Annotated in this window: 26 protein-coding genes; 11 read left to right on the top strand and 15 right to left on the bottom strand. The window is 62.7% G+C overall.

Annotation, left to right across the window (positions count from 1 at the left end; translation table 11 throughout):
- The first annotated feature begins 150 nt into the window (after window positions 1-150).
- From AB7813_RS06435 to AB7813_RS06455, 5 genes are all read left to right on the top strand, one after another.
- A complete protein-coding gene (locus AB7813_RS06435; RefSeq protein ID WP_439064071.1) occupies window positions 151-2,790 on the top strand; it encodes a TonB-dependent hemoglobin/transferrin/lactoferrin family receptor in 2,640 nt (879 codons plus the stop codon).
- Window positions 2,791-2,864: 74 nt separating this feature from the next.
- Window positions 2,865-3,680 carry a hypothetical protein gene (locus AB7813_RS06440; protein WP_439064072.1) on the top strand — a complete coding sequence of 272 codons (816 nt, stop codon included), beginning with the start codon at window positions 2,865-2,867 and terminating at the stop codon, window positions 3,678-3,680.
- Window positions 3,681-3,825: 145 nt separating this feature from the next.
- On the top strand, window positions 3,826-4,581 hold the full coding sequence (locus tag AB7813_RS06445; protein WP_439064073.1) for a hypothetical protein: 756 nt from the start codon (window positions 3,826-3,828) through the stop codon (window positions 4,579-4,581).
- A 14-nt stretch (window positions 4,582-4,595) separates the two neighbouring features.
- On the top strand, window positions 4,596-6,440 hold the full coding sequence (locus tag AB7813_RS06450; protein WP_439064640.1) for a type I secretion system permease/ATPase: 1,845 nt from the start codon (window positions 4,596-4,598) through the stop codon (window positions 6,438-6,440).
- Window positions 6,430-7,740 carry an HlyD family type I secretion periplasmic adaptor subunit gene (locus AB7813_RS06455; protein WP_439064074.1) on the top strand — a complete coding sequence of 437 codons (1,311 nt, stop codon included), beginning with the start codon at window positions 6,430-6,432 and terminating at the stop codon, window positions 7,738-7,740. The genes AB7813_RS06450 and AB7813_RS06455 overlap by 11 nt, the downstream gene beginning before the upstream one ends.
- Window positions 7,741-7,756: 16 nt before the next feature.
- Here AB7813_RS06455 and AB7813_RS06460 read toward each other — a convergent pair whose 3' ends face one another.
- A complete protein-coding gene (locus AB7813_RS06460; protein WP_439058642.1) occupies window positions 7,757-8,797 on the bottom strand; it encodes an AraC family transcriptional regulator in 1,041 nt (346 codons plus the stop codon).
- An 81-nt stretch (window positions 8,798-8,878) separates the two neighbouring features.
- On the opposite strand from AB7813_RS06460, the gene AB7813_RS06465 reads away from it, so the two are divergent.
- Together AB7813_RS06465 and mddA are read left to right on the top strand one after the other, a co-directional pair.
- On the top strand, window positions 8,879-9,514 hold the full coding sequence (locus AB7813_RS06465; protein ID WP_439083352.1) for a hypothetical protein: 636 nt from the start codon (window positions 8,879-8,881) through the stop codon (window positions 9,512-9,514).
- Window positions 9,515-9,568: 54 nt separating this feature from the next.
- A complete protein-coding gene (mddA, locus tag AB7813_RS06470) occupies window positions 9,569-10,351 on the top strand; it encodes a methanethiol S-methyltransferase (RefSeq protein ID WP_439083351.1) in 783 nt (260 codons plus the stop codon).
- Window positions 10,352-10,409: 58 nt separating this feature from the next.
- Here the strand turns inward: mddA and der are convergent, their stop codons facing one another.
- From der to AB7813_RS06500, 6 genes are all read right to left on the bottom strand, one after another.
- On the bottom strand, window positions 10,410-11,795 hold the full coding sequence (gene der, locus AB7813_RS06475; protein ID WP_439083350.1) for a ribosome biogenesis GTPase Der: 1,386 nt from the start codon (window positions 11,793-11,795) through the stop codon (window positions 10,410-10,412).
- A gap of 53 nt (window positions 11,796-11,848) precedes the next feature.
- Entirely contained in the window at window positions 11,849-12,400 is a 552-nt protein-coding gene (locus AB7813_RS06480; RefSeq protein WP_184517489.1) for a hypothetical protein, read from the bottom strand.
- Window positions 12,401-12,472: 72 nt separating this feature from the next.
- Window positions 12,473-13,126 (bottom strand): tetratricopeptide repeat protein, encoded by a 654-nt coding sequence (locus AB7813_RS06485; protein WP_068731023.1) that lies wholly within the window; start codon window positions 13,124-13,126, stop codon window positions 12,473-12,475.
- 172 nt (window positions 13,127-13,298) lie between these two features.
- Window positions 13,299-13,553, bottom strand: coding sequence for a hypothetical protein (locus tag AB7813_RS06490; protein WP_441227961.1), 255 nt, complete (start codon window positions 13,551-13,553; stop codon window positions 13,299-13,301).
- A 95-nt stretch (window positions 13,554-13,648) separates the two neighbouring features.
- Complete coding sequence (panB, locus tag AB7813_RS06495) at window positions 13,649-14,497, bottom strand: 3-methyl-2-oxobutanoate hydroxymethyltransferase (RefSeq protein WP_439083348.1); 849 nt, start codon at window positions 14,495-14,497, stop codon at window positions 13,649-13,651.
- 4 nt (window positions 14,498-14,501) lie between these two features.
- Window positions 14,502-15,086 (bottom strand): NnrU family protein, encoded by a 585-nt coding sequence (locus tag AB7813_RS06500; RefSeq protein WP_439083347.1) that lies wholly within the window; start codon window positions 15,084-15,086, stop codon window positions 14,502-14,504.
- 150 nt (window positions 15,087-15,236) lie between these two features.
- Between AB7813_RS06500 and AB7813_RS06505 the strand changes: the two genes are divergently transcribed.
- Entirely contained in the window at window positions 15,237-16,232 is a 996-nt protein-coding gene (locus AB7813_RS06505; protein ID WP_439083346.1) for a Bug family tripartite tricarboxylate transporter substrate binding protein, read from the top strand.
- A 71-nt stretch (window positions 16,233-16,303) separates the two neighbouring features.
- Here AB7813_RS06505 and AB7813_RS06510 read toward each other — a convergent pair whose 3' ends face one another.
- Both AB7813_RS06510 and AB7813_RS06515 read right to left on the bottom strand, forming a co-directional pair.
- Complete coding sequence (locus AB7813_RS06510) at window positions 16,304-16,681, bottom strand: hypothetical protein (RefSeq protein WP_439083345.1); 378 nt, start codon at window positions 16,679-16,681, stop codon at window positions 16,304-16,306.
- Window positions 16,682-16,968: 287 nt separating this feature from the next.
- Window positions 16,969-17,574: a hypothetical protein gene (locus tag AB7813_RS06515; RefSeq protein WP_439083344.1), complete on the bottom strand. Its 606-nt coding sequence runs from the start codon at window positions 17,572-17,574 to the stop codon at window positions 16,969-16,971.
- 198 nt (window positions 17,575-17,772) lie between these two features.
- Between AB7813_RS06515 and AB7813_RS06520 the strand changes: the two genes are divergently transcribed.
- Window positions 17,773-18,438, top strand: coding sequence for a VOC family protein (locus AB7813_RS06520; RefSeq protein ID WP_439083343.1), 666 nt, complete (start codon window positions 17,773-17,775; stop codon window positions 18,436-18,438).
- Window positions 18,439-18,536: 98 nt separating this feature from the next.
- Here the strand turns inward: AB7813_RS06520 and AB7813_RS06525 are convergent, their stop codons facing one another.
- Window positions 18,537-19,907 carry a GGDEF domain-containing protein gene (locus AB7813_RS06525; RefSeq protein ID WP_439088853.1) on the bottom strand — a complete coding sequence of 457 codons (1,371 nt, stop codon included), beginning with the start codon at window positions 19,905-19,907 and terminating at the stop codon, window positions 18,537-18,539.
- 271 nt (window positions 19,908-20,178) lie between these two features.
- Between AB7813_RS06525 and AB7813_RS06530 the strand changes: the two genes are divergently transcribed.
- Window positions 20,179-20,637: an SRPBCC family protein gene (locus AB7813_RS06530; protein WP_439083341.1), complete on the top strand. Its 459-nt coding sequence runs from the start codon at window positions 20,179-20,181 to the stop codon at window positions 20,635-20,637.
- Between the two features lie 281 nt (window positions 20,638-20,918).
- Here the strand turns inward: AB7813_RS06530 and AB7813_RS06535 are convergent, their stop codons facing one another.
- Complete coding sequence (locus AB7813_RS06535; RefSeq protein WP_439083340.1) at window positions 20,919-22,538, bottom strand: peptide chain release factor 3; 1,620 nt, start codon at window positions 22,536-22,538, stop codon at window positions 20,919-20,921.
- Between the two features lie 183 nt (window positions 22,539-22,721).
- Here AB7813_RS06535 and sugE point away from each other — a divergent pair, with 183 nt between their 5' ends.
- Window positions 22,722-23,036, top strand: a complete 315-nt coding sequence (sugE, locus tag AB7813_RS06540) for a quaternary ammonium compound efflux SMR transporter SugE (protein WP_439064086.1) — start codon at window positions 22,722-22,724, stop codon at window positions 23,034-23,036.
- Window positions 23,037-23,042: 6 nt separating this feature from the next.
- Here sugE and AB7813_RS06545 read toward each other — a convergent pair whose 3' ends face one another.
- The 4 genes from AB7813_RS06545 to AB7813_RS06560 all read right to left on the bottom strand — a co-directional run bounded on the left by AB7813_RS06545 (window position 23,043) and on the right by AB7813_RS06560 (window position 26,646).
- Window positions 23,043-24,059: an inorganic phosphate transporter gene (locus tag AB7813_RS06545; RefSeq protein WP_175366181.1), complete on the bottom strand. Its 1,017-nt coding sequence runs from the start codon at window positions 24,057-24,059 to the stop codon at window positions 23,043-23,045.
- A gap of 14 nt (window positions 24,060-24,073) precedes the next feature.
- Window positions 24,074-24,718: a DUF47 domain-containing protein gene (locus tag AB7813_RS06550; protein ID WP_089264630.1), complete on the bottom strand. Its 645-nt coding sequence runs from the start codon at window positions 24,716-24,718 to the stop codon at window positions 24,074-24,076.
- 277 nt (window positions 24,719-24,995) lie between these two features.
- A complete protein-coding gene (locus tag AB7813_RS06555) occupies window positions 24,996-25,670 on the bottom strand; it encodes a class I SAM-dependent methyltransferase (protein WP_439064087.1) in 675 nt (224 codons plus the stop codon).
- A gap of 7 nt (window positions 25,671-25,677) precedes the next feature.
- Complete coding sequence (locus AB7813_RS06560; RefSeq protein ID WP_439072054.1) at window positions 25,678-26,646, bottom strand: branched-chain amino acid ABC transporter permease; 969 nt, start codon at window positions 26,644-26,646, stop codon at window positions 25,678-25,680.

Raw genomic sequence — 26,646 nt, forward strand, 5'->3', positions numbered from 1 at the left:
CTCCGCTGTTTACCGGAATTCTAAACCGCAACACCCATAGACCTGATGTGGGTTTGATTTCGTGACTCGTTGAACTGGATGAAGAGCAGAAGCTCTTCGCGGCGCTGGGGCGGCGCACAGCAAACAATGAGACAACGGAGTTCGTGCGTAATGCGGTTCGTGGGTAGACGGGGCGTCGCTCGCCATGTGGCGGGCGGGCTGATCGGCATATTGCCGTTGATCACGACAGTACCGGCCTTTGGCCAAAACAATGTCGAAGCAACAGCGACCACCCCTACGACCTACCCGCTCAACATTTCCGCCAAACCTCTCGCAGCAGCAATTGCCGATCTCGGCGCCAGCAGCGGATGGCGCATCCTCTACACGATCCAGCTCGCGCCAGACATGCGCAGCCAACCGTTGAACGGCAATTACACGGTAGCGCAAGCGCTGGGACAACTGCTGGCCGGCACGGGAATTACGTATCGCATCACCGGCCCGAAAGCCGCGCTGCTGATCGATCCGTCGCAGAGCCGCGCGGGCCCCGTCCCTTCCGGCGACGGCGTCCAGCTCGATACGATCGTCGTCGATGCGGCCAGGAGCGATAATACGACGGGCTCCGGCTATCAGGGAACGCCGGACTGGGTCTACCAGCGACCCGCAGCCGTCAGCGTGATCTCACGCGAAGCGATCGAGAGCAGCCCGACACGCAACGCACGCGATCTGCTCGACAATGTCGCGGGCGTCTATGCCAACCGCTCGGCGGCGCAGAACCCTGGCATCAGCGTCAATATCCGCGGCCTGCAGGACCAGGACCGCATTGCCACCATGATCGACGGAGCGCGGCAGAATTTCCAGCGCGGCGGCCACGGTGCGACGCAGCGGACCTATGTCGATACGGCCTTCCTGCGCCAGATCGACGTGGAGAAAAGTACGACGTCGGGCGTCGGCAGCGCCGGTGCGCTTGGCGGCCTGGTCAATTTTCGCACCTTCATCGCCGACGATTTGATCAAGCCCGGCAATCAGTATGGCGGCGTGGTGAATGCCACCACGGGTACCAACGCCTATAATTTCGATGGCTCGACGGCAGCAGCCGTCCGCGTGTCGGAACGCTTCTCGGTGCTCGGCGGCGTCAGCTACAAGAACATCGGCGCCTACGATATCGGCCAGAACGGTACCATCGGCGATGGCATGAAGGCCTATGACGGCAATGTCTTCCTGTTCTCCGGCCAGGAGGTATTCTCGACGATCCTCAAGGCCGAGGCGCTAACGACCGAGGACGTGAAGATCACGATCGGCTGGCTGCATAACGACTCCCGGTACAATACCGGAAACTACGATGACACGATCGCACGCGGCGGAATCCTGAAGTCCAGCGAGCAAGTCGCCAACGACACGTTCACGTCCGCGGTCGACTGGAATCCGGGCAATGACATCGTCGATCTGAAAGCCAAGCTCTATTACAACCACCTCAAGAACGACACGGTTTCCGATGGCGCGTTTGCACTGACCGGGCCATCGAATTTCGTGTTCTCAACACTAGGCGGAAGCGTCGAGAACACCAGCCGTTTCGCGACAGGCATCGGTGCACTGGCACTCAATTACGGCGTGGAAGCGTTCAGCGACACCGGCAAGACGACGCTGCAGCGCGGTTTTGTCGCCGGCAACGGTGTCGACTATTCGAGCACGCTGACCGGCGGCACGCCGAGCGGAAACCGCGACGTCGCCAGCGGTTTCGGCACCGCGACACTCAAGCCGGCGGAATGGGTGACCCTGATCGGCGGCGTGCGTTACGACTGGTATCATGTCGCGGGCAACGCGACGATCTACGGCGAAAGCCAGGAGATCGTCGGGCAACGGATGACCAATCCCGGAAGACCGGCCATCTGCAATGCGCGCGGCTGCGGCGCAGCCGTCCCACCGACATATGTGCCCATCGTTGGCACCGTTTATAGGCCGTACAATCTCGATGTCGATAAATCGGGCGGGGCCTGGCTCCCGAATTTCACGGTCGCGTTTCAACCAGTCGATTGGCTGCAGCCCTTCGTAAAATATTCCAAGAGCTATCGGCCGCCAACGATCATGGAATCATTCCTGAACGGCGGCCACGATGCAAATGAGATCAATGGCTACGCTCCGAACCCGTTCCTGCGTCCGGAACGCGGCGACACCTACGAGGCCGGATTCAATGTTCTGGCCAACGGCATCCTGACCGAGCGCGACACCGTCCGCTTCAAGGCCGTCGGCTTCTATCGTGAGATCACCGACTATATCAGCTTCGGTCGAATCGAGAATGCGAACAACGCCCAACAATACACCTCGTACGTCAATCTCAACGGCGTCACCCGAATGAAGGGCGTCGAGGTCGAGGCCAATTACGACGCGCGCTTCCTCTATATTGGTGGCACCGTCACGCGCATCGACACGGATTTCGCCGACAGTTTCACCAGCCCGACAGGGCGGGACATGCCGATCAACAGCGGCCTCGGCGCCCCTGTCATCTTCGAGCAGCCGAAACTGCGCGTGACACTCGATGCCGGCATCCGTCTGTTCGACGAGAAGCTGACGCTGGGCACGCGCATCGTCGACGTCTCGAAGACCGTCCCTGCCCTGGGCTCGCTGCGCAGTGGCTACGAAATGCCGGGCTACCGCGTCTACGACATCTACGGATCCTATGCCTTCGACGAGGCGACCAAGCTGCGCTTTGCGGTGAACAACGTCACCGATCTCGCTTATGCGCCGGCGGTCGGCGCCAATTTCTACGCCGCGCCGGGCCGTACCGCGACGGTGTCGTTGAACTACAAGTTCTAGGAATTCCCCGCCCCATTGGCGTGGATGGTGGGCCCGCCACAAGCGGGCAAAGCAAGCAGAGAAGGGCTTCGAGAATGGCACTCAATCTTCAGCTGACGGCAGCAAGCAGCGACCTCGCAACATATCTGGCGTCGTACGACGCCAACTTCACCTACAATGGAAACGGCTGGTTCTCCACCTCGTTCACCGGCCAGGATCAGTGGTCGGCCGGTGTCGATACCGAAGGAACCGACAATAATCTACCTTCCGTCATCATGAACATCCATGACTACAGCTATTCGCCCGGTACATTCAACGGCGACGTGGAATCGCTGACGCTCGGCCATAATCTTGAATATGTACCGGCCACGGATCTGTGGGTGCAAGATCAGGAACTGATCATCACCAATAGCAGTGGCTACATGCCCGTCACCACCACCTTCAATCAGGCGATCTATTCGCTATCGCATGGCGGGCTGGTCGATGGTGGGACGTTCTTCGGTCAGTCATTCGCGGGTCTGACCGACTACTTCGCCGAACAGGGCACGAACCAGACCGGCACGACAAACGATGACGTCCTTGTCAGTTTCGCCGGCGACGACGTTCTGACCGGCAATGGAGCTGTGCTGGTCGATACGTTCCTCTGGAACGCGAATTACTACGATACTGCCGCAGGTACAGCAGCACAGGGCTGGGGCGACGACGTCATCACGGACTTCTTCGACGGAGCCGACCAGATCCAGCTCTCCGGCTTCGGTTGGGCCAATGCCACGGCATTCCAGAGCGCCGGCGGCAGCCTGTCCGGCAATGTCATCACCTATGCCGACGCGACGAACGGGCTGACCAGCACCATCACAGTGAACTTCACTGGATCGGGCACGCTGGACTGGAGCGATATCGCCTTCGTCTAACAGGCTTCGCTGCGAACGGGCGGCCACGCGACCTGCTGACGCGACGCTGATGTCGCGTCAGCCCCTCCAATCGGGATCGCCTGCAGTGATCACGACACGCCGCTGAATCACGACGTCCCGACAACCCAAATTCTGAGGAACGACAATGGCACTGACTATCACCTATAGCGAAGCAAGCAGCAACCTGCCCGCTTATCTGGACAACTGGATCGACAATTTCGAATATCGCGGCACCGGAAATTTTAACGCCGTGAAGAACACCACCGACCAATGGTATGCCGGCACACGCATCGGCGGCGGCGTCGATAACGACAAGTCGTCGGTCATCGTGAGCGGTGATGACTTCTCCTATACGCCGGGCGTCATCGACGGCACGGTCACCAACCTGACACTCGGCAGCAATCTGGCCTATGTCGCGCCGACCGATCTGTGGGTCCAGGATCCCGGTCTGTCGATCGGATTCAGCGGCGCAACGCTGACGCCGGCCTTCGACGCCGCAATCACCGACCTCTCGCAGAACGGCAGCCTGAACGGCCTTTACGGCTACTTTGCCGAACAGGGCACCATCCAGACCGGCACGGCCGGCGACGATGTCATGCTGAGCTTCGGTGGCAATGACAGCTTCACTGGCGGTCTTGGCAACGATACGCTCGTTTTCGCCGACGGGTGGGCCAATGACGTCGTGCTGGATTTTCACGCGGCCGCAGGCGATTTCGACGTCCTCGACCTGCAGGGCGTGACCAACATCTCGAACTATGTCGACCTGTTCTTCAACCACAGCAACTGGTGGGACAATAGCAACGTGCTCACCATCACCGACGGCGCCAACTCGATCCAGCTCGATGGCTATGTCGGGACAGACATGCTTGGTCTGATCCTGGACGGCCACTTCACCGTCTGAGCAGAGCTGTCGTGGTGAAAGCTTCGCAGCGAAGTCCGTCGCAGCCATTGGCTGCGGCGGCCATCTCGCCACTCAAGCCCGCCATCGCGGGGATCGCCGTGATCAGCGGCATCGTGAACGTGCTCGCGCTGACCGCGCCGCTGTTCATGCTGCAGGTCTATGACCGTGTGCTGGCCAGCCGCAGCGTTTCGACGTTGATCGGCCTAGGTGTGCTGGCGGCCACGCTCTACGCTTTTCAGTCCCTTTTCGACATCATTCGATCGCGCATTCTGCTGCGCATCGGCGAGCGCTTCGATCATCAGTTGTCCGGCCGTGTGCATGATGCCGTTGTCGGCCTGCCGCTTGAGATGCCTTTGCCGGGCGATGGCCTGCAGCCGTTACGCGATCTCGACAATGTGCGCGGCTTCCTGTCCGGCCCCGGCCCGACCGCCTTTTTCGACCTGCCGTGGATGCCATTCTACCTCGCCATCTGCTTCGTGTTTCACTTCTGGATCGGCATCACGGCCCTCGTGGGCGCCGTCATCCTCGTATCCCTCACCCTTCTCACCAATGCCCGCTCCAGGGGACCCGCCCGCGAGACCGTGCAACACGGCATGTTTCGCAACGCGCTCATGGAGGCCAGCCGTCGCAATGCCGAAGTGGTGCGCGCGATGGGCCTCGGCGGCCGGATGGCCGCGCGCTGGCATCGTACCAATTCGGATTATCTGGCGGCCAATCGCCGGGCTGGCGATGTGGCGGGAGGCCTCGGTGGCGTCGCCCGCGCGCTGCGTGCGCTGCTGCAGTCGACCATGCTCGGTGTCGGCGCCTATCTCGTGATCAGGCAGGAAGCCAGCGCCGGTGTGATGGTGGCGAGTTCGATCATGATGGGCCGCGCGCTTGCTCCCGTGGATCTGGCCATCTCGACATGGAAGCCGTTCCTGATGGCGCGGCAGAGTTGGGCACGGCTCGACGAATTGCTGACCCGCATGCCGGAAGCCCCAAAGACGATGGCGCTGCCACGCGCGCATATCGATCTGCGCGTCGAAGCGATGACCATCGCGCCGCCCGGAGAGAAACGGCCGAGCGTCACGGGGCTGAGCTTTACCGTCTCCGCCGGAAGTGCTCTTGGCATCATCGGCCATAGTGGCAGCGGCAAGTCCACACTGGCACGCGCACTGGTCGGGGCCTGGCGACCCGCCAGCGGCAAGGTACGCATCGACGGCGCCAGCTTCGACCAGTGGGACCGCGAGATGCTCGGTCGCGATATCGGTTATCTGCCGCAGGGCGTCGAACTGTTCGATGGCACCATTGCCGAGAATATCTCCCGCTTCGAAGATGACCCGGACTCTGAGGCCATCGTCGCTGCCGCCAAGGCTGCCGGCGTGCACGATCTCATCCTGCGGCTGGAACATGGCTACCAGACGCGGATCGGCGAAGCCGGCTCCGCCCTGTCCGCCGGCCAGCGCCAGCGCGTCGGGCTGGCACGCGCGCTGTATGGCGATCCGTTCCTGGTCGTGCTCGACGAGCCCAATGCCAATCTCGACGTCGAGGGCGAAGCGGCGGTCATCCGCGCCATCGCCGCTATCCGCGAGCGCAAGGGCATTGCCATTGTCATCGCTCATCGTCCGAGCGCAATCGGCGCCGTTGACCTCGTCCTGGTGATGGAAGGGGGTCGTGCCAAGGCATTCGGTCCGCGTGCAGACGTCCTCAGCAAAGCGCTGAAGGCTCCCGCCGCCGCAGCACACGGCAGCGGCACGATGACGGGCCATGCGGCCACCGCGCGGTCTCCGGCGCCGCTACGGGTGATCGCCAATCCCGCCGACAAGTCGGGAATGAGCACACATCCTCACGACGATATGGAAGATCGCGATGTCCGATAGCAATGTCTCGGCGGTCTCCCACTCGATCCTGCGCCACCTCGGCATCGCCACGCTGGCGGGTGTTGTGCTGGTGGGCGGCATCGGCGGATGGGCAGCGGCAACCAATCTGGCCGGTGCGGTCGTCGCCGCAGGACACTTCGTCGTGGATACCAACGTCAAGAAGGTCCAGCACCCGACCGGCGGCGTGGTCGGCGAAATTCTGGTCCGCGAAGGACAGCGCGTGACTGCAGGCGACATTGTAATGCGCCTCGACGCGACGCAGACGCGCGCCAATCTCGCCATCGTTACCAAACGGCTCGACGAATTCGCGGTCCGACGGGCCCGGCTCCGCGCCGAGCGCGACGAGGTCGGCGTCATCGCCTTCCCCGACGAAATCAGATCACGCGCCGCCGATCCGGAGATCGCACAGCTCATGGCAGGCGAAAGCAGACTGTTCGAACTGCGCCGCGACGCCCGCCTCGGCCAAAAAGCGCAGCTTCGCGAACGCGCCCTTCAATACGGCAAGGAAGTGCGCGGCCTGGTGGCTCAGGAGGAAGCGAAAATTCGCGGCATCGGTCTGATCCAACGCGAACTGACAGGCGTGCGCGAACTCTGGGAGAAGGGCCTCGTGCCCATTCAGCGCATGATGGCGCTGGAGCGCGAAGCGGCAAACCTCGACGGCGAACGCGGCCGGCTCGTCGAAGCCCAGGCGCAATCCGGCGGCAAGATTTCCGAAACACAGTTGCAGATGATTCAGGTCGACCAGGACCTCCGCAGCGAAGTCGCCAGCAGCCTGCGCGACATCGAGGGCCAGACGGCGGAATATGTCGAACGGAAGGTGACTGCAGAAGATCAGCTCAAGCGGATCGATATTGTCGCGCCGCAAGGCGGACTGGTCCATGAGCTCGCGGTGCACACCGTTGGCGGCGTCATTTCGCCAGCCGATACCGTCATGCTGATCGTGCCCGACAGCGACAGGCTGGCGCTCGAAGTACAAATCAACCCGCAGGATATCGACCAGATACGGCTCGGCCAGCCTGCCGTGCTGCGCATGTCGGCCTTCAACCAGCGTACCACTCCCGAACTGAACGGCAGCGTCAGCCGCATCGCCGCCGACCTGACGCTGGATCAGAAGTCCGGGCTTTCCCATTACATCGTGCGGATCACCATCCCGCCGCAGCAACTGGCGCGCCTCGGCAAACTCGCCCTCGTTCCCGGAATGCCTGCGGAAGCCTTCATTCAGACCGGCGAGCGCACAGTCCTGTCTTTTCTGGTCAAGCCCATCGGCGACCAGATCGCACGATCATTTCGTGAGGAGTAGCTGGTTCAAGTCGAGTTCAGCCCCTGCGCATGGGGCTGGGATACGGCTTCGCCGACTTCGCGCCGTCACGCCAGCGCCCCGGCGCTATGCCGGTCACGCGCTTGAACGCGCGATTGAAGGCCGCCTCGGAATCGTAGCCGACGTCGCTGGCGATGACAGCAAGACTGTCGCCACCCGTTCGCATGCGCTCCGCTGCCAACTGCATCCGCCAGCTGGTCACATATTCGATCGGAGCCTGGCCCAACACCTCGTTGAAGCGCTCGGCGAGCACCGTGCGCGACGTGCCGCATTCGCGGGCCAGATCGTCGACCGTCCAGCGATGACCGGGATTTCCGTGGACATGCCACATGGCGCGTCCGAGCACGGGATCATTCAGCGCCGCGAACCAGCCATGTGCACTTGGCGGCAATCCCGCAGCATAGCGACGCAGCACCTCGACGAACAGCAGCTCCATCAGCCGGCCGAGCATGATCTCACTGCCGGGCGTCGCATCTTCGGTCAGTGAGAGAATTTCGCGCACCGTCGTGGCGAGAATCGCGCTCACCTTGTCGTCGCCGGCGCGATCGATCAGCATCGGCGGCAGGGTCCGAAAGACCGGAGAATGCAGCAACTCCGACGATTCGATGAAGCCGCAGACCATGCGGGTCTCCCGCCCTCCGCCGCCATGCTCGATCGTCCACATGCCGGATAGTGGACCGGCCCGCACCAGTTCCATCGCGGAACATAACTCCGCGCCGCCGCCGCTGTAGAACCTGTGCGTGTCGGCGAACGGCATCAGCAGAACGTCGCCCGCAGCAATGGTGCCTCGCTCGCCACTGGCGAGTTCGACGGTGCATTCGCCCGCCGCGATCAAATGAAAAATGCTGACATGGCGCAAATGCGCCATCGGAGTGCGTTCGTCGAAATGTTTCGGACTAATGAGGCCGAAGGGCTCGGTCAGGCTGGCGTTCAGAAATACCGATCCGCTGAGCCGGATCGACCGCAGCATATCTGCGAGCAAATCCCCGCCGCGATCAATATCCGGCGTCGCTGCAAATGATGGCGGTGTCTCGATCATGTGAGGTCCTGAACCTCCGATCATCGTCCGCAGCCCCAACCATGCGCGGCATGTGGCGCATTGTATCCGATGGAGACGATGATGATCAAGAAACGGCTGTCCAAAGCCGCCGATCGTAGCTTCCGCTTGATTGCAGCACTGTTGATGCGGCGCGCCATTGCGCGGCTAATCAGCATCGACGACAGATCGCTATCCAAGGCAGGAATATCACGCGCCGCGGTGGCCGAGTTCCTCGAGAGTCCGCTCCGAACCGACCCGCACCGCTTCTTCAGTAGCAAGCATGCGCAGCGCGATATGCAAGACGTCGATACCGCTCTTGAGTCGGGTCAAGTGTCGCTGCCCCAACCGGACCCGACTCAACATCTCGCAGATGAATCGATCGCTTTCGACGGCCACCGCGCGCAGATTGATACGCTGCACCGGGAAACCATCACGCGCGCGATCCGACAAATGGTGAGTGTCCGCATTCGGATACTTACAGCTGGCGTGCTCGTCGCCGTCGGCGCCCTGAGTGCTTGCTCTGGCAGCCTGCCCAATCACAATGCGGCACAAATCCGCCGTGATCAGCCCGCGCGCTGTCAGTTGCGGCCGAATCTCATTCATCTATCGCCGATCACGCCGTCAAGCGAGCGCGTGGCCGAGGCATCTCTCCTCCCCAGCCAGCCGCGCAGCAGGCAACCCGAAGCGCGCGCCGGTCCTCCCGGACGGACCGGCTAAGGCAACGCTTACGCTTGGTTCAAATCGACAAGACAACCAGCAAAGGATAGTTCCATGACCCGCCTCATTGCACTCATCTACGGGCTCGCGTCCTACGCGATCTTCTTCATCACGATCCTTTACGCCATCGGTTTCGTCGACGGAATGATGGTACCAAAAGACATCAACGCCGGAACGCAGGTTCCGTGGCTGGAAGCTGTGCTCGTCAATCTCGCTCTGATGTCGCTGTTTGCAATCCAGCACAGCGTCATGGCGCGGAAGTCGTTCAAGCAGTGGTGGACGCAATATGTCCCGGCTTCGGTCGAGCGCAGCACCTATGTGCTGTTCGCCAGTCTGAGCCTTCTGCTGCTGTTCTGGCAGTGGCGCCCGATGTCGGCGATCGTCTGGCAGATCGATAATCCGCAACTGGCCATGGCGATGACAGGGCTTTCCCTGTTCGGATGGGTCCTCGTCTTCACCAGCACGTTCCTGATCAACCATTTCGAGTTGTTCGGCGTGCAGCAGGTGGTGCAGAATCTGTCTGACCAGAAGCCATCTGCGCCGGTGTTTCGCACGCCGCTCTACTACAAGTTCGTGCGTCATCCGATCTATCTCGGCTTCATCATCGCCTTCTGGGCGACGCCGCTCATGACGGTCGGACATCTGTTGTTTGCGGCCGTCACCACCGCCTACATCTTCGTCGGGATCTTTCTGGAAGAACGCGATCTGGTCGAGCTGTTCGGCGACGACTATCGCCGCTACCGCGATCGGGTGTCGATGATCCTGCCGTGGCGCAAATCAGAGCGTCCGCCGACGCAGAGGCACGCCAATCCGTTCGGGCTCAGCGGCGAGCGATAGGACACAAAATAAAAACGCTGGATCGCGTGCACCGCGATCCAGCGCTTTTGCTGGCCGTTCAGTTCGGCCGCTTGCGCTTGTGCGCGAAGGGATTAGCCTTTTCACGCAGCGTGATGCGGATTGGCGTGCCCGGCAGGTCGAAGGCTTCGCGCAGCGTATTGGTGAGATAGCGCAGATAGCTCGTCGGCACCGCATCGGCGCGCGAGCAGAACACGATGAAGCTCGGTGGACGTGCTTTCGCCTGGGTGACGTAGTTCAGTTTCAGCCGGCGACCCGATACCGACGGCGGCGGATTCTTGTCGATCGCATCCTCGAACCAGCGATTGAGGCCTGCGGTGGGAATGCGGCGATTCCAGACCGCGTAGGAATCCTGTATCGCCTTCATCAGCCGTTCGACGCCCTCGCCCATCAGCCCGGAGATCGCTACGACCGGCACCCCCCTGATCTGCGGCAACAAGTGATCGGCATCGGTGCGCAGCGCTCCAATCAGGCCGCCTTGCTTTTCGACGAGATCCCATTTGTTGACCGCGATCACCAGCGCGCGTCCCTCGCGTTCAACCAGATCGGCAATGCGCAGATCCTGTTCCTCGAACTTGTTCTGCGAGTCCATCATCAGCACGACGACTTCGGCGAAACGCACGGCCCGCAGCGTATCGGCGACGGACAGCTTTTCCAGCTTCTCCTCAATGCGCGACCGGCGGCGCAGGCCGGCGGTATCGAAGATGCGGAAGTCGCGGCCCTTGTAGTTGAGCTCGACCGAAATAGAATCGCGCGTGGTGCCGGCCTCCGGCGAGGTCAGCAGCCGCTCTTCGCCGAGCAGATAGTTGATGGTCGTCGACTTGCCGGCATTGGGGCGGCCGACGATGGCGACGCGGATCGGTCGCGTCTCGATCTCTTCTTCGGGAATGATGACGTCGTCGTCGTCGAATTCTTCGCGCTCTTCGACCGGCTCCGGCATCAGCACGCGCAGCGCATCATAGAGCTCGCCGAGGCCTTCGCCGTGCTCAGCGGAGACCTGGATGGGATCACCGAGACCCAGCGCGTACGATTCCATCGCGCCGACTTCGCCGTGCTTGCCTTCGCTCTTGTTGGCGAGCAGCAGCACCGGCTTGTTGGCGCGGCGTGCGAAATCCGCAAAGGCGCGGTCGTTCGGTGTCAGGCCCATGCGCGCATCGATGACGAAGAACAGCGCGTCGGCGAGCGCGATCGCCGTCTCGGTCTGTTCCTGCATGCGCGCGGTCAGCGAGCCCTTCGGGCCTTCATCGAGACCGGCCGTGTCGACCAGCGTGAATTCGAGATCGCCAAGCTTGCCCTCGCCCTCGCGGCGGTCGCGGGTGACACCGGGGGTGTCATCGACCAGCGCAAGCTTCTGCCCAACCAGACGGTTGAACAGCGTGGACTTGCCGACATTGGGTCGGCCGATGATGGCAATAGTATAGGACATAGGTGATCCGTGCGCCCTTTACGGACAGCCTGTCAATGAGAGGGCGCGCGAACTCAGCGCGAGAAACTGCCCGACGGCACTGGTGCCGGGAACGGTGTGGTGGCCTGCTGGGCCGGCGCGGCTGCTGCCGGCTCATCCGGCGGCGGCGCGGTGGTGCTGCGGCGGCGGGCGACCTTCTTGCCTTGCGGCGGAGGCGGTGCGGCAGCCGTGCTGCCTTCCTCGGCCGGTGCGGCATCGGGATCGGCGGGCGCTGCGCCGTCCTGACGGACGGTGCCGACCTGAACAGAGCCACGGCTCTTCGCCTTGCGGCCCTTCGGCTCTGGCGCGCCCGGCGGCGGCTGCAGTGGGGCGGCTGCGACGGGCGCAGCCTCCTGCGCGCGCTGGCGCTCGACATTCTCCTTGTAGAGATCGCGCGGCACGCCCTGCTCGAGACCGGGGACGCCGTCGGGGAACACCGGCTTGCGGTCGCCGGGCAGCTTCTTCTTGGTATCGAGGAAGTCGAGCATGTCGGACGGGTCCCAGCCGGTCATGCTGCCGCAGCCCGAGAGCGCGCTGGACAGCGCGATCAGGACGGCGGCGGAAACGAGGCGTTGCATCGGGCGCATGGACGACTTCTCACTCAACTCGTGATCTGAACGATCGGCTTCAGGTCAGCTTTAATTCGGCTCTTGTCTTGCTCAGCTTTTCGCCGCGGGCGGCAGCAGCGCTTGCAACGCTTCGGCACGGGTGCGCAGGCTCGCCGGCGTCTCCGCATCGTTGGACATCATGTCCAGCCACTGCCGCGTCGCCACGGCGTTGTTGGCCTTCCATGCCGACAGCGCCAGCAGTTCACGCGCCGAATGGCGATAGGTGCTGGTATTGGTCGTCGCCGGCTCCAGGCGGGTCTGCATCGCCTCATAGGGCGTGGTCTCCAGCAACAGGCTGCCGGCGCGGATACGCGCGAGATCCTGTTCGGGTGCTGGAACGGTGCGGTCGGCGATGATGTCGTCATAGAGCTTCACCGCAGCCTGCGGATCGCGCGAAGCAGCCTCGGCAGCGGCGCGCAAACGCGCCAGCGTGCGGTAGCCGGACGGCGCCTCGGCCGCGAGCTTGGTGAAGGCGGCTTCCGCCTCGGCATGCTTGTTCTGCTCGGCCAGCTCGACCGCACGGTCGAACGCCGCACCGGCCACGGCGGCCTTCTTGGCCTCGAGATAGCTGTAGCCCCGCCAGCCGCCGACGCCGACCACGATCAGAATCGCGACTGCGATGATCAGGAGCGAATACTTCTCCCAGATCTTCTTGAGCTGCTCGCGACGCAGGTCTTCGTCGACTTCATTAAATAATTCAGACACTTAAAGGTATCCTGTCCCCGATGGGCCGCGCTCACCCCGAGCGGCGCCGGGCATATACGCTCCGGCATGGCGGCGGCGATACCCTAGCGTTATGGCGCTGGCAAGGCAAAGCCAGCGCGATCAAAGCGTTATCCCGAAATGCTTAATTTCGAACCGATGCCTTTTAGGCCCGTCAGTTCATGCCACCGGCGCCGCCGCTGGTGCGGCCATTGGCATTGGACCCGGCGCTGTTGTCGCCGAAGGCCGAATTGGCGTTGTTGCCGCCCAGCGCCGCATTGCCGCGGGTGTCGTTAAGCGGGTTTGGGACCGGACGCGGCTCCTCGACACGATAATGGGGCTTCCGCTCCTTTTTGGCTGGCTCCGCGTGGGAAACCGCGGGAAGCAGCGCCAAAACGGCGACAAAGCTCAGGAATTTCAAGGCCTTCATCATCAACATCCTTCGCATTGCCCCTGCTCTTTCAACCCCGGCCGGGCCGCAAAATTCCTGCGGAAATCCTGCGTTCGTCTTGCGTCAAACCTGCGTCAGCCCTTCGGCTTGCCGCCATAGACATGTTCCGGCCCCGGAAACGCGCGCGAACGCACATCGGTTGCGTAGCCCTCGATGGCGGCCTCGATCATGGGTCCGAGATTGCCGTAGCGCTTGACGAATTTCGGCACCCGCGCCGACAGGCCGAGCATATCTTCGAGTACCAATACCTGACCGTCACAAGCCGGGCTCGCGCCGATGCCGATGGTCGGGATCGGAATCGTCTCTGTAATCTTTCGCGCGAGCGGTTCAGCCACCGCTTCGATCACCACCGAGAACGCACCGGCCTGCGCGATAGCAATCGCATCATTCTGAATCGGACCCGGCACGTTCTCACCGCGCGCCAGTGCCTCGGCCTCGGCCTTACCTTGCGAACGGAACGAACCGAGCGCCGCGATCGACTGCGGCGTCAGACCAATATGCGCCATCACCGGAATGCTGCGCTCGGTGAGGAAGGCGATGGTCTCGGCCATGCGCGCGCCGCCTTCCAGCTTCACGGCGCCGCAATGGGTCTCTTTCAGGATGCGCGCGGCAGAATGAAACGCCTGCTCTTTCGAGGCTTCATAGGAGCCGAACGGCATGTCGACGACGACCAGCGACTGCTTCGAGCCGCGCATCACCGCGTGTCCCTGCAGGATCATCATCTCGAGCGTCACGGGGATTGTGGTCTCGAAACCGTGCATCACATTGCCGAGCGAGTCCCCGACAAGGATGACGTCGCAATAGCGATCGACCAATGAGGCCGTATGCGCATGATACGAGGTGAGCATCACGATCGGCTCGCCGTTCTTGCGCGCGAGAATATCCGGTGCGGTCTTGCGCTTGATGGCTGACTGAACTGACATGAACTTAAGCTCCGAACACGGGAACGCCGATCACCACCGGATGGAAGGCGAAACCCAAAGCGAGATACGCGACGACGCCGACCGCGACCGCAATCGCATCATTCATCGGACCGCCCACCGGGATCGGCGGACCGCCGGCGTCAGCGCGATGTTTCATCGAGATGCGATCGATCACCGCCCAGGCCAGGAATGATCCGAACAGGATGATCGAGCCGAGATCGCCATTGGCGAGCAGATGCGCCGCGGCCCACAATTTGATGCCGGCAAGCATCGGATGTTTCAGCGTCGTGTAAATGCGGCCGCGGATATAGGACGCGGTGACCATGATCACCGCCGGCAGCATCAGGGCGACGGTGATGTGCTTCATCGCCAGCGGCGGCGTCCAGACATCGATCCAGCCGGTCGCGCGATATTGCGCGAAGCCCCAGATGATCAGCGCGAGGCCGACGGCGGAGATCAGTGCAAAGCCGAGCTTGTAGACGCTCTCGCCCAGACGCGCGATCAACTGCGCACGCGCCTCGCGCCTGATGATGAACAGGTGAATGCCGAGAAACAGCACGAGGCCGAGGATCATCACGATCAGTCCCATGATGTTCAGTCCTCTCGCCCGGGCGGTTGCGTGCCGGATGGGTTGCCCGCCCTGAAATTCCCACTATGGTCCCGCCCGGCCAGCGGATTTTAGCCGCCTTTGGCGCCGGTCAGAGGGTTTCCGGGTATCACTTTTCAGGGGACGCACGCAATGCTGCGAAACGACACGACACCTACCCGCCTTCACCTTGCGCTCGCAGCGCTGTTGTTCGCGACGCTGCCCTTCGCAGCGCACGCGCAGGCGCCCGTCTGGCCGCCCAAGCTGGTGCGCATCATCGTGCCGTTCGGCGCCGGTGCGAGCCCGGACATCGTCGGTCGCGTGCTCGCCGACAGTCTGCAGACGCGGCATCCCGGCACCAATTTCGTGGTGGAGAATAAGCCCGGCGCCTCCGGCAATATCGGCACCGACGCCATCGCCAAATCCACGCCGGATGGTTCGACCGTCGGCATCTCGCTCGGCGGCCCGCTCGCCATCAACACGCTGCTGTTTGCCAAGCTGCCCTACAATCCCGACACCGACATCGCACCGATCACTTTGCTGACGCAGCTCCCGAGCGTGCTCGCAGTGCCGACCAGCCTCGGCGTCAATACGGTCGCGGAATTCCTCGCCAAGGCCAAAGCCGATCCGAAGGGCCTCGGCTACGGCTCGATCGGCGTCGGCACGCTGTCGCAGCTCTGCATGGAAGCGATCGCGCAAAAGGCCGGCGCCAATATGGTGCACATCCCCTATCCGTCGTCCCCCGCGGCGACCACCGCGCTGATCCGCGGCGATGTGCAGGTCGCATGCCTCCCCGCCATCGGCGTCACGCCGCAGCTCGCCACCGGCGCCGTGAAGATCCTCGCCGTCACCACCGCGAAGCGCTCGCCGTTCCTGCCGGATGTGCCGACGCTGACCGAGAGCGGCATCGACGTGCAGTCCGACGCCTGGAACGCGCTGGTCGGCCCGGGCGGGCTCTCAAAGGATGTGGTGGCGACAATCAATGCCGAAGTGACGCAGACGCTGGCCGAGCCCGCCGTAATCGAGAAACTGAAGCTGCAGCTCATCACGCCGTCACCAACCACGCCGGATCAACTCCGCAAGCGCATGGCCGACGAGAAGGCGCTGTGGGCGGAGGTCATCAAGGCGGCGAAGATCAGGATCGATTGAGGGACTTCCTAACCTCTCCCCGCCCCGCGCGAAGCGAAGCTTCGCTAGGCGGGGCGAGGTAAGAAAGACCGTCACACGAACCGGCAGTTTCGCGAGGTTTGCGCCATGCCGGACGACGACGAGGTCGGAATGCTGTAGCTCGCCTCGCTCGGCGTTTGGCCGCGTGCGGGGATGATCACCGTACCGTGGTCCTTCACCGAGCCCTTGGCGTTGGTGACCGTGACGTCGATGCCGCAGGCAATCTTGCGGGCGCAGTTGTTCTCGAAATCCATCTTGAACGAATACTTGCCGTTGTCCTGCCAGAACCCGACATACTTGTCGCCGACGCAGGCCTTGGCTTCCTCGGTCCAGTTGTCGGCCTCCGGCCAGAACAACAGTGCGCTGCCGCCGGTGAGCGCGCCGACAGCGCCAACAATCGCCGCAATCAACACAAACCTGCGTCCAAACATCGCCGCCTCCGGAGTGATTTCCCCTTCGTCGCGGCGGGTGACGCAGCGGTTCACTCTCTTAACCTCTCCCCGCTCTGCGCGGGGAGAGGTCGAAACGCGTGCGCAGCGCGTGTTTCGGGTGAGGGGCATGGCACAAAGCCAGCCACGAAGAAGCACCCTCGGATCTCGATACTGCAGACCCGCGTCCTCCCCCCCCCCCCCGCCATTCAAGGCCCCTCACCCGGAGCCGTCGCTACGCGCCGACTCCGACCTCTCCCCGCAAATGCGGGGCGAGGTTAGGAAGCAGCTTACTTCCCGGACCGCTTCTCCAACTCCCGGTTATCGACATAGCGGATCATGATCGGGCGCCCGGCGACGGCGCCACCGAGACCCTTGGTGAGTTTCAACGGCAGGCAGCTATGGAGCGAGGCGTTGATGGCCTTGAGATAGGTGTCGCGTGTGTCCTGCGGCGCGTCCTTGCTGGCAAAGGTCACGCGCGGCGGCGCAATGGGCGTGCCGGCCGTGTTGAACGAGAACATCACCGACATCTGCATGCCCGCACGCGCACTCTCCGCCGCGGGCGGCGACCAGCACGACCGCAAGGTGGCGAGCAGATCACCGATCGTATCGAGATCATGATCGGGCCGGCGGTAGAGAGCCTGCTGATCACCCGGCGGCGCGCTTAGCACGGTGACCTGTAGGTTTTGCCCGATCGGATAATCGATTTCGGGAATGCACGGCCCGTGATCGAACACGCTACAGGTGGACGGCGTGCACGGCTCGCCATCAAGCACGCTGCACGGCCGGTGCGAGAAAGGCACTGCATCGCCCGCGCGCAGCCGCCGCGCCTCCGCCTGGCCAGCGAATGCCACCAACACGCTGACGATCAACAGTAACGTGAGGTTCCGTGTCATTCGGACACCCTTGCAAATGCGCCCTCACCTGAAATGATACAGGGGTGTGGCGTCATCAAGATCGGGATGGGTCACAACTGCACGAGCAGACCAACAAGCGGAACGCCGGCCAAACGACCGATTGCAGACATCGTTGCGCCTGCGCGCAGCCCGGCACCACACGTCGTCATCATCACACCCCGACCTCAGGAGACCGACATGAGCAGTCCCCAGGTGCATCGTGATACTTCCATCACTATGAAGCTCGAAATCGTCGTCATTCCCGTGTCGAATGTCGACACGGCCAAGAGTTTTTACGCAAATCTCGGCTGGAGGCTCGACGCCGACTTCGTGGTCGGCGACGACTATCGCGTGATCCAGTTCACGCCGCCGGGTTCGGATTGCTCGGTCATCTTCGGCAAGAACGTCACCGCCGCGACGCCGGGCTCGGCGCAGGGTCTGTATCTGATCGTCTCCGACATCGAGGCCGCCCGTGCAGACCTGCTCGGCCGCGGCATCAAGGTGAGCGACGCCTTCCACGCCGGAGATGTCAATGTCGGGCCGGACGAACCCTATTTGTTCGGGCGACTTCGGGTGCATGGCCCGGATCCCGCACGGGCCAGCTATCGCTCCTTCGCATCATTCAGCGACCCGGACGGCAACGGCTGGCTGTTTCAGGAGATCACCGCGCGACTGCCCGGACGTGTCGATGCCAACGCTACGACGTTCAACTCTTCCGCGGATCTCGCAGCCGCCTTGCGGCGAGCGGCGATCGCGCATGGTGAACACGAGAAGCGTACCGGCGGCCAGCATGACGAGAACTGGCCGGACTGGTATGCCGACTATATCGTGCGCGAGCAGACCGGCGATTCATTACCGACATAGCGACCGTACTGCACAGCACATGGAATACATCGCAACTGAATCGTCTGACGCAAAGCTGGATGACTCGCGCACCCATCTTTGCGAAACCGAATTCGACGTCAGAGCCGGGCGCCGTCCTGGCTCTGCAGCTGCGGAAGCGCGTATCCGGATCCAGCGACTGGCGCGTCGGCAGAGGCGCTTAGCGTGCGGGAAATTGTGCGGTTGCGGCCGGTCCGCTTCGCTTCGTAAAGTCGCCCATCGACCCGCTTGTACAGGCTCGGCCAGCTATCTCCCGGCTGCAACGTCCCCACGCCGAAGCTCGCAGTGACCTGCCTCGCTCCACCCGGGACGGCAAAGCTGTTCTGCTCGATCGCGATCCTCAACCGTTCGGCATAATCAACCGCTTCCTGTTCGTCCGTATCCGGGAGGAACACCGCAAATTCCTCGCCGCCCAGCCGCCCGACGATGTCGCGTTTGCGCGACGCGTTGCGCAGCATGCGCCCCACCTCCCCAAGGACATCGTCTCCGACGTCATGACCGAGGGTGTCATTGATGCTCTTGAAGTTGTCGATGTCGCACAGAGCGAGCGCAGCACGGCTCGGTCCGTGTTTGCGCAGATGGGCGGATACCCGTTCTTGAAAGCCGCGCCGGTTCAGGATGCCGGTCAACAGATCGAGATCGCGTTCGCGACGGAGATCGTCGATCATGTCGGACACCGCCGCGGCGAGGATGGCCAGCGCCAGACCGGCGCCAAGCACGGCGAGCGAAAGCTGGAGTGCCTGCCAGAACGTTGAATTGCTGAACGCGGTTCTGTCGACCGGCGCGGAAAATCCGACCGTGAGCAGGGTTCGCGGAAAAAAATGCAAACCAAACAGCAACAGCACCCAGAACAGAGCCCGATCGACATACGGCCCGCGCGCCAATGCGGTGAGCCGCCCCGCTGCGATCAGCATCAGGAGGCCGTAGCCGAAATTCTGGATGTAGACCCGGGCGATGAGACTGCGATCGATATAAAAGAAATAGGCGAGCAGAAGAACGAAGCCGGCAAGGATCGCCATATCGATGACCGGACCGAGCCCCTTCCCCGAACGCACCAGGATGCCCTCCACGGCGGCGATAACCGCCGACGTGTAGAGCGCGCCCGAGACGATGGCATTGGGCCCCGCGCCGGGCGGCCAACTCAAAATCTGCGACATCGCACCGAGGGCAAACAGGACGCACGCGCTGGCCAGTAAGAGCAGGTAGTTGCGCTTCTTCTCGACGAGCCACGCGCAGACGAAGGCAGCTCCGAAGACAAACAATATTCCCGGCGTTATCAGTTGGAGCGTAGTTCTGACGATGACCCCATTCATCTCGCTCAAACTTTCCAATAGGCCCAGGTCGTCGTGACGCACGGCTTGGGCACTGGTACCTCGTAGCCAGAGAACACTATCAAATTTGACCGGAAATGCCTCAAATGCGAGTCGATTGACGGGAACCGGGTTCGTCACGCCCGACGTCAAAGGCCGCGAATACATCGTCAGCCGCCCGGCTCACAAGGGAAGATGGATGGCCAGGTCATCTCGCGAAGCCGCGCTTCGCGCTTTGCACAGCCAAGACGTGGGGAGAGTCTACCGCCCAACTCATACGTCATACACGGGCTTGACCCGCGTACCCATCTTCCCCGACAAAGCCTCCACACAATACGCAGCGCCGTTGCGCATTCATCAAGAACAAGACCGTTCACAACTGCGCGAACAGACCGCGGAGGAACTGCCAGCCATGACCACACCCAAGACACCGACGCATCCGTTCGAGCGCAGCCACTCCATCGTGATCGCGGCTGCGCCCGAAGCCGTGTTCGACTACGTCACCAATCCCAAATCATGGCCGCAATGGCTGCCCTCCTCGCACGACATCGACTGCGAGGATCGCCCGATGCGTTTCGGCGACACTTTTCACGAACACTGGTCGACGCGGTCGGGCCCGGTCGCGCTGGACTGGCTTGTGATCGCCTGCGAACGCCCGCGTCTGTGGATCGGCCTGACGCATATGAGCGTCACCGGCCCAATCGTGGTGCAGTATGTCTGCGACGTCGTGGATGGCGGGACGAAATTCACGCGGACTGTGCGTAATCCTGCGCGGCCGAAGGCGCCGACGCCGGAAGTGGTTCAGCGGATCGATGAAGAAGCGGAGTTGGGTCTGGCGAATATCAAGAGGATCGTGGAATCCGGCACCTGAGGCTGTGGCCTGAAGGCCGCACAAACTTCATATCCATTCCGCGACTTAACTATGTAGGGGCAGCGGCCGGTTCTCTGTTGCCTTGACTGACGATAGTTGCGGACACGCTTCGCGGTCAGGAATCTTTCTTTAAGAATTCAGCGATACGGTCTTCTCAAGCGGTTCATGTATTGCGTACCGCTAGCAGGTTGAGATCCGCCGGAGCGACCCGGCGGATCGTCCTGACTCTGTCGGGAGGCAGCTGCGTCGGCCTACGAAAGGCCGACGTCCAACGCGTCGCCTTACCCCTGCTTCTTCACGTCCTTGATATCAGAGAACACGATCCCCTCCGCCCGTTCCTTGGTGTAGTTGAGATAGAAGTCATTCTTCGCCAGGAACACCGGATCGCCGTCGACGTCATCCGCGACGCCGGAATTGTTGTTGGACATGAAGGTCTCGAGCTTCTTCTTGTCGTCCGACGAGATCCAGCGCGCCAGCGAGAATTCCGAGACTTCGAAACTCACCGGCAACTGATACTCAGCGTCGAGCCGCGCCTTCAGCACGTCGAGCTGCAGCGGGCCGACGACGCCGACCAAAGCCGGCGCGCCGTCGCGTGGGCGAAACACCTGCACGACGCCCTCTTCCGACATCTGCTGCAAAGCCTCTTTCAGCTTCTTCGCCTTCATCGCATCGCCGAGGCGTACGCGGCGCACGATTTCCGGCGCGAAGCTGGGCACGCCGATGAAGGTGATATCCTCGCCATCGGTCAGCGTGTCGCCGATCCGCAGCGTGCCGTGATTGGGAATACCGACCACGTCGCCGGCATAGGCTTCGTCCGCAATGGCGCGGTCCTGCGCGAAGAAGAATTGCGGCGACGACAGCGACATGTTCTTGCCGGTGCGCACCAGCTTGGCCTTCATGCCCCTTGTCAGTTTGCCCGAGCACAGCCGCGCAAAGGCGATACGGTCGCGGTGGTTGGGATCCATGTTCGCCTGGATCTTGAACACGAAGGCCGACATCCGGGGCTCGTCGGCCTCGACCTTACGCAAATTAGATTCCTGCGCGCGCGGCGATGGCGCAAAACGGCCGAGACCTTCGAGCAGATCGCCGACGCCGAAATTGCGCAGCGCACTGCCGAAATAGACTGGCGTCATATGACCCTCGCGGAACGACTGCAGGTCGAACGGCTTGGAGGCTTCCTTCACCAGTTCGAGTTCGTCGGCGACCTCGCTGGCATCGAGATTGGGGTTGCGGCCGGCCAGATCGGCAATCTCGATCTTCTCGGCGGCACCCGTCTTGGCGCCGCCGCCCTCTAACAGGCGGATGCCGCCAGTCTCGATGTCATAGGTGCCCATGAAATCGCGGCCGCGGCCGACCGGCCAGTTGATCGGCGTGGTGTCGAGCGCCAGCGTCTTCTCGATCTCGTCCAGCAGATCGAACACATCGCGGCTCTCGCGGTCCATCTTGTTGACGAAGGTGATGATCGGGATGTCGCGGAGACGACAAACCTCGATCAGCTTCAGCGTCCGCGCCTCGATGCCCTTCGCGGCATCGATCACCATCACCGCGCTGTCGACCGCGGTCAGCGTGCGATAGGTGTCTTCCGAGAAGTCTTCATGGCCCGGCGTATCCAGGAGGTTGAAGACGTGGCCCTGGAATTCGAAGGTCATCACCGAAGTGACGACGGAGATGCCGCGATCGCGCTCGATCTTCATCCAGTCGGAACGCGTGTTGCGGCGCTCGCCCTTGGCCTTGACCTGGCCCGCCAGGTTGATGGCGCCACCGAACAGCAGCAGCTTTTCGGTCAGCGTGGTCTTGCCGGCGTCAGGATGCGAGATGATCGCGAAAGTGCGGCGGCGGGCGACCTCAGTGGCAAGCGGGGAACGCGCGGCTGAGTCGGCGGAAAGGGCGATATCGGACATAAACGTGCCTGTGGCAGGGAAAACGGGCGCAATCAAGGGATTTTGGGCGGGAAACTGGCCGAAGTGGCGACCATCGGCCGCGTTGCGATCCGGCTGCGTGGGTCCCATATAACCCCTGCGAGGACGACCTCCAAATCATCATCATCCGCAGGGACGGCCCTGCCTGTTTACAGGGGTCATCCCATGGCTTGGCTATTGTTGTTCGTTGCGGGTCTGCTTGAAGTCGGCTGGGCCGTCGGGCTCAAATATACCGAAGGCTTCACCCGCCTCATCCCCTCCGTCCTCACCCTCATCAGCATGACTGCGTCCGTCGGCATGCTCGCCCTCGCCCTCAAGGAACTGCCGATGGGAACCGCCTATGCGGTGTGGACCGGCATCGGCGCGGTCGGCACCGCGGCGCTGGGCATGTACTTGTTCGGCGACCCGGCCACCGTAGCGCGGATCACCTGTATCGGGCTGATCGTGGCGGGCATTGCGGGACTGAAGCTGGTGTCGTGACCTGCGTCAGATAAAGCTCAGATGCAGCAGCTTCACGATCCAGTAAGTCGCGGCGGCGACGATCGCCGCGGCCGGGATCGTGATCACCCAGGCATAGACGATCGAACTCGCCACGTTCCAGCGCACCGCTGATACGCGACGGGCTGCGCCAACGCCGACGATCGCACCGGTGATGGTGTGCGTGGTCGAGACGGGAACGCCGAGGAACGTCGCCGCGAACAGCGTCGCTGCACCACCGGTCTCCGCGCAGAAGCCCTGCATCGGCGTGAGTTTGGTGATGCGCAGGCCCATGGTGCGGACGATGCGCCAGCCGCCCATCAGCGTGCCCAGCGCCATCGCCGCCTGACATGACAGCACGACCCAGAACGGCACCGAGAATTCCGTGCCGAGATGGCCCTGCGAATACAGCAGCACTGCGATGATGCCCATGGTCTTCTGCGCATCATTGCCGCCATGGCCGAGCGAATAGAGCGAGGCCGAGACGAATTGTAGAATGCGGAAGGCGCGGTCCACGGCAAAAGGCGTCGAGCGCACCGAGGCCCATGACACGATAGCCACCAGCACCAGCGCCAGCAGGAAGCCCACCAGCGGCGACAGCACAATGGCCAGCAGCGCCTTGGACAGCCCGGTCCACAAGGCTGCCGAGAGACCTGCCTTGGCAACACCTGCCCCGAGCAAGCCACCGATCAGCGCATGCGACGAGCTCGAGGGAATGCCGAGGCCCCAGGTGATCACGTTCCAGACGATGGCACCCATGAGTGCTGCGAAGATCACCGCGGGATCGATGACGCTGGGCTCGATGATCCCGGTGCCGATGGTGTTGGCGACATGCAGACCGAACACCAGGAAGGCGATGAAGTTGAAGAATGCGGCCCACAGCACCGCATATTGCGGCCGCAGCACGCGCGTCGAGACGATCGTCGCGATCGAATTGGCAGCGTCATGCAAGCCGTTGAGAAAGTCGAACAGCAATGCGATGGCGATGAGGCCGATCAGCACCGGAAAGGCGAGCGTGGCGTCCACCTGATGGCCCTGCCTTATACTTGTTCGATGACGATGCTGTTGATCTCGTTCGCGACGTCGTCGAAGCGGTCGGCCACCTTTTCAAGGTGCTTGTAGATCTCGGCGCCGACCACGAAATCCATGGTGTTGGCGTCACGATGCTTGAGAAACAGCTCCTTGAGCCCGATGTCATGCAGATCGTCGACGCGGCCTTCGAGCTTGCCGACTTCCTCGGTGATCGCGGTGAGCAGGCCGACATTATCGCCGATGGCGCTCATCAGCGGCACGGCGCGACCGACAAGGTTGGCACACTCCACCAGCAGCGTGCCGATTTCGCGCATCGGCGGCTCGAACTGGCGCACCTCGAACAGCATCACCGCTTTCGCCGTCTGCTGCATCTGGTCGATGGAATCATCCATCGCCGTGATGAGGTTCTTGATGTCGACGCGATCGAACGGCGTGATGAAAGTGCGGCGAACGGCGGTCAGCACCTCGCGGGTGATGGCGTCGGCGTCGTTCTCGAACTGGTTGACGCGCTGACAGTAGACCGGCGTCTCGTCGCCGCCTTCCAGCATCCCCGCAAGCGCCTTGGAGCCCTCGACCACGGTCACTGAATGGCGGGCGAACAGGTCGAAAAACCTTTCCTCCCGGGGCAGAAAGGACCGGAACCAGCGCAGCATCATCTCATCCAACTGTCAGGAAAACGCAGCGACCGGACCGCCAGATGGCGGACATGGTCCCGCGGGGCCACCGCCGGGCGGCCCTGTGTCACACGGATGTCATAAAGCATTTCCGGCCAAGACGGGCAATCGCACACCTTTTAGGCCCGATCATCCACCGCTTTATGACAGCCTGCTTTTCCTAAGGCAGTGCCTGGATTTAGAGCGACCGCTTGAAGTAATGCGCGATTTCGCCATTCACGCTGCGGCGGAAAGTCGACCGCAGCCCCCTCGACAGCTACGCCCTGTAGGCGACCCAGCCCCGGAACGTGAACCCGGCATAGAAAAGGGCGATGTCGGTGAAGCCCGCGTCCCGCAGCAGGGCTTCGTCCTGCTCCGGCGACAGCAGCGGCAAGCGTTCGCCGATCGCCGAGATCGCATTCTCCGCATTGGCGGCCGGTACGCCGGATGCCGCCGCAAAAGCTGCGTAACGGGACAACCATCTGGCCTTTTCTCCGTCGTGCTGGGGAAAGCTGTGGTGGGCGACGACGAAGGGAGCACCCGGCTTGAGCCGCCGGTGCACCTCGGCCAGCGTGCGTCGACGCTCCTCCTCCGGGATGAAATGCAGGGTCAGGATGCAGGTCGCCGCATCGAACGGCCCCTCGGGCGCGCCGTCGATATAGCCTTCATGGAGATCGACGCGCGATGCAAGCGGACCGAGCATGCGCTTGGCCAGTCCCAGCATCTCGGCCGATGGATCGACGCCGCAAAAACGCCATCCAGGCCGCGTCGCCGCGAATGCTTTCAGCTCCAGTCCGCCGCCCGCGCCAAGCACGAGCACATGGGCGTCGTCCGGCGCTCGTTCCGCAAGGAGAATACCCGCCATCTGCTGCAGCCCAAGGAAGCCCGGCACTTGCCGCACCGGGCCTTCTGCATAGCGTGCCACCGCCTCCGGATCGGAGAAGTAGGACAACGGCGAACTACAGCGACCGCTTGAAGTAATGCGCGATTTCGCCAATGACGCCGCGGCGGAAGGTCAGCACGCAGACCACAAAGATCACGCCTTGGATCACCGTCACCCACTGGCCGAAGCCGGCGAGATATTGCTGCATGGCGATGATGACGAAGGCGCCCACCACCGGCCCGAACAGCGTGCCGAGGCCGCCGACCAGCGTGATCAGCACGATTTCACCGGACATGCTCCAGTGCACGTCGGTGAGCGAGGCGTTCTGCGCCACAAACACCTTCAGCGCGCCGGCGAAACCGGCCAGCGTGCCGGACAGGATATAGGCCAACAGCTTGTATTGATCGGTCTTGTAGCCCAGCGACACCGCACGCGGCTCGTTCTCACGGATCGCCTTGAGCACCTCGCCGAATGGCGAGTTGATGGCGCGGTAGATGATCAGGAAGCCCAGCGTGAAGCCGGCCAGGACCACGTAATACAGCGTGATCGGCTTCGAGAGATTGAACAGGCCGAACAGTGTGCCCTGCGGAATGCCCTGGATACCGTCTTCACCATGGGTGAACGGCGTCTGCAGATAAACGAAGTACAGGAGCTGCGACAGCGCCAGCGTGATCATGGCGAAGTAGATGCCCTGACGACGAATGGCGATCAGGCCGGTGACGACGCTGAGCGCAGCGGCCGCGACGACACCGACGACGATGCCGAGTTCGGGCGTCAGGCCCCACACTTTCAGCGCATGCGCCGTGCAGTAGCCGGCGGTGCCCAGGAACATCGCGTGGCCGAAGGACAGCAGACCGCCATAGCCGATCAAAAGGTTGAAGGCACAGGCGAGTAGCGCGAAGCAGAGCGCCTGCATCACGAAGAACGGATAGACGCCAGTGAGCGGCACGACCAGCAACAGTGCGGTCATGATCGCAAAGGCAACCATCTCGTCTTTGACGGTGCGGCGGGGTGACGGAATGGCGTTTTCAGTGATCGTTGTCAT

It is taken from the genome of Tardiphaga sp. 20_F10_N6_6, from assembly GCF_052076045.1.
In the GTDB taxonomy this organism is placed as follows: domain Bacteria; phylum Pseudomonadota; class Alphaproteobacteria; order Rhizobiales; family Xanthobacteraceae; genus Tardiphaga; species Tardiphaga robiniae.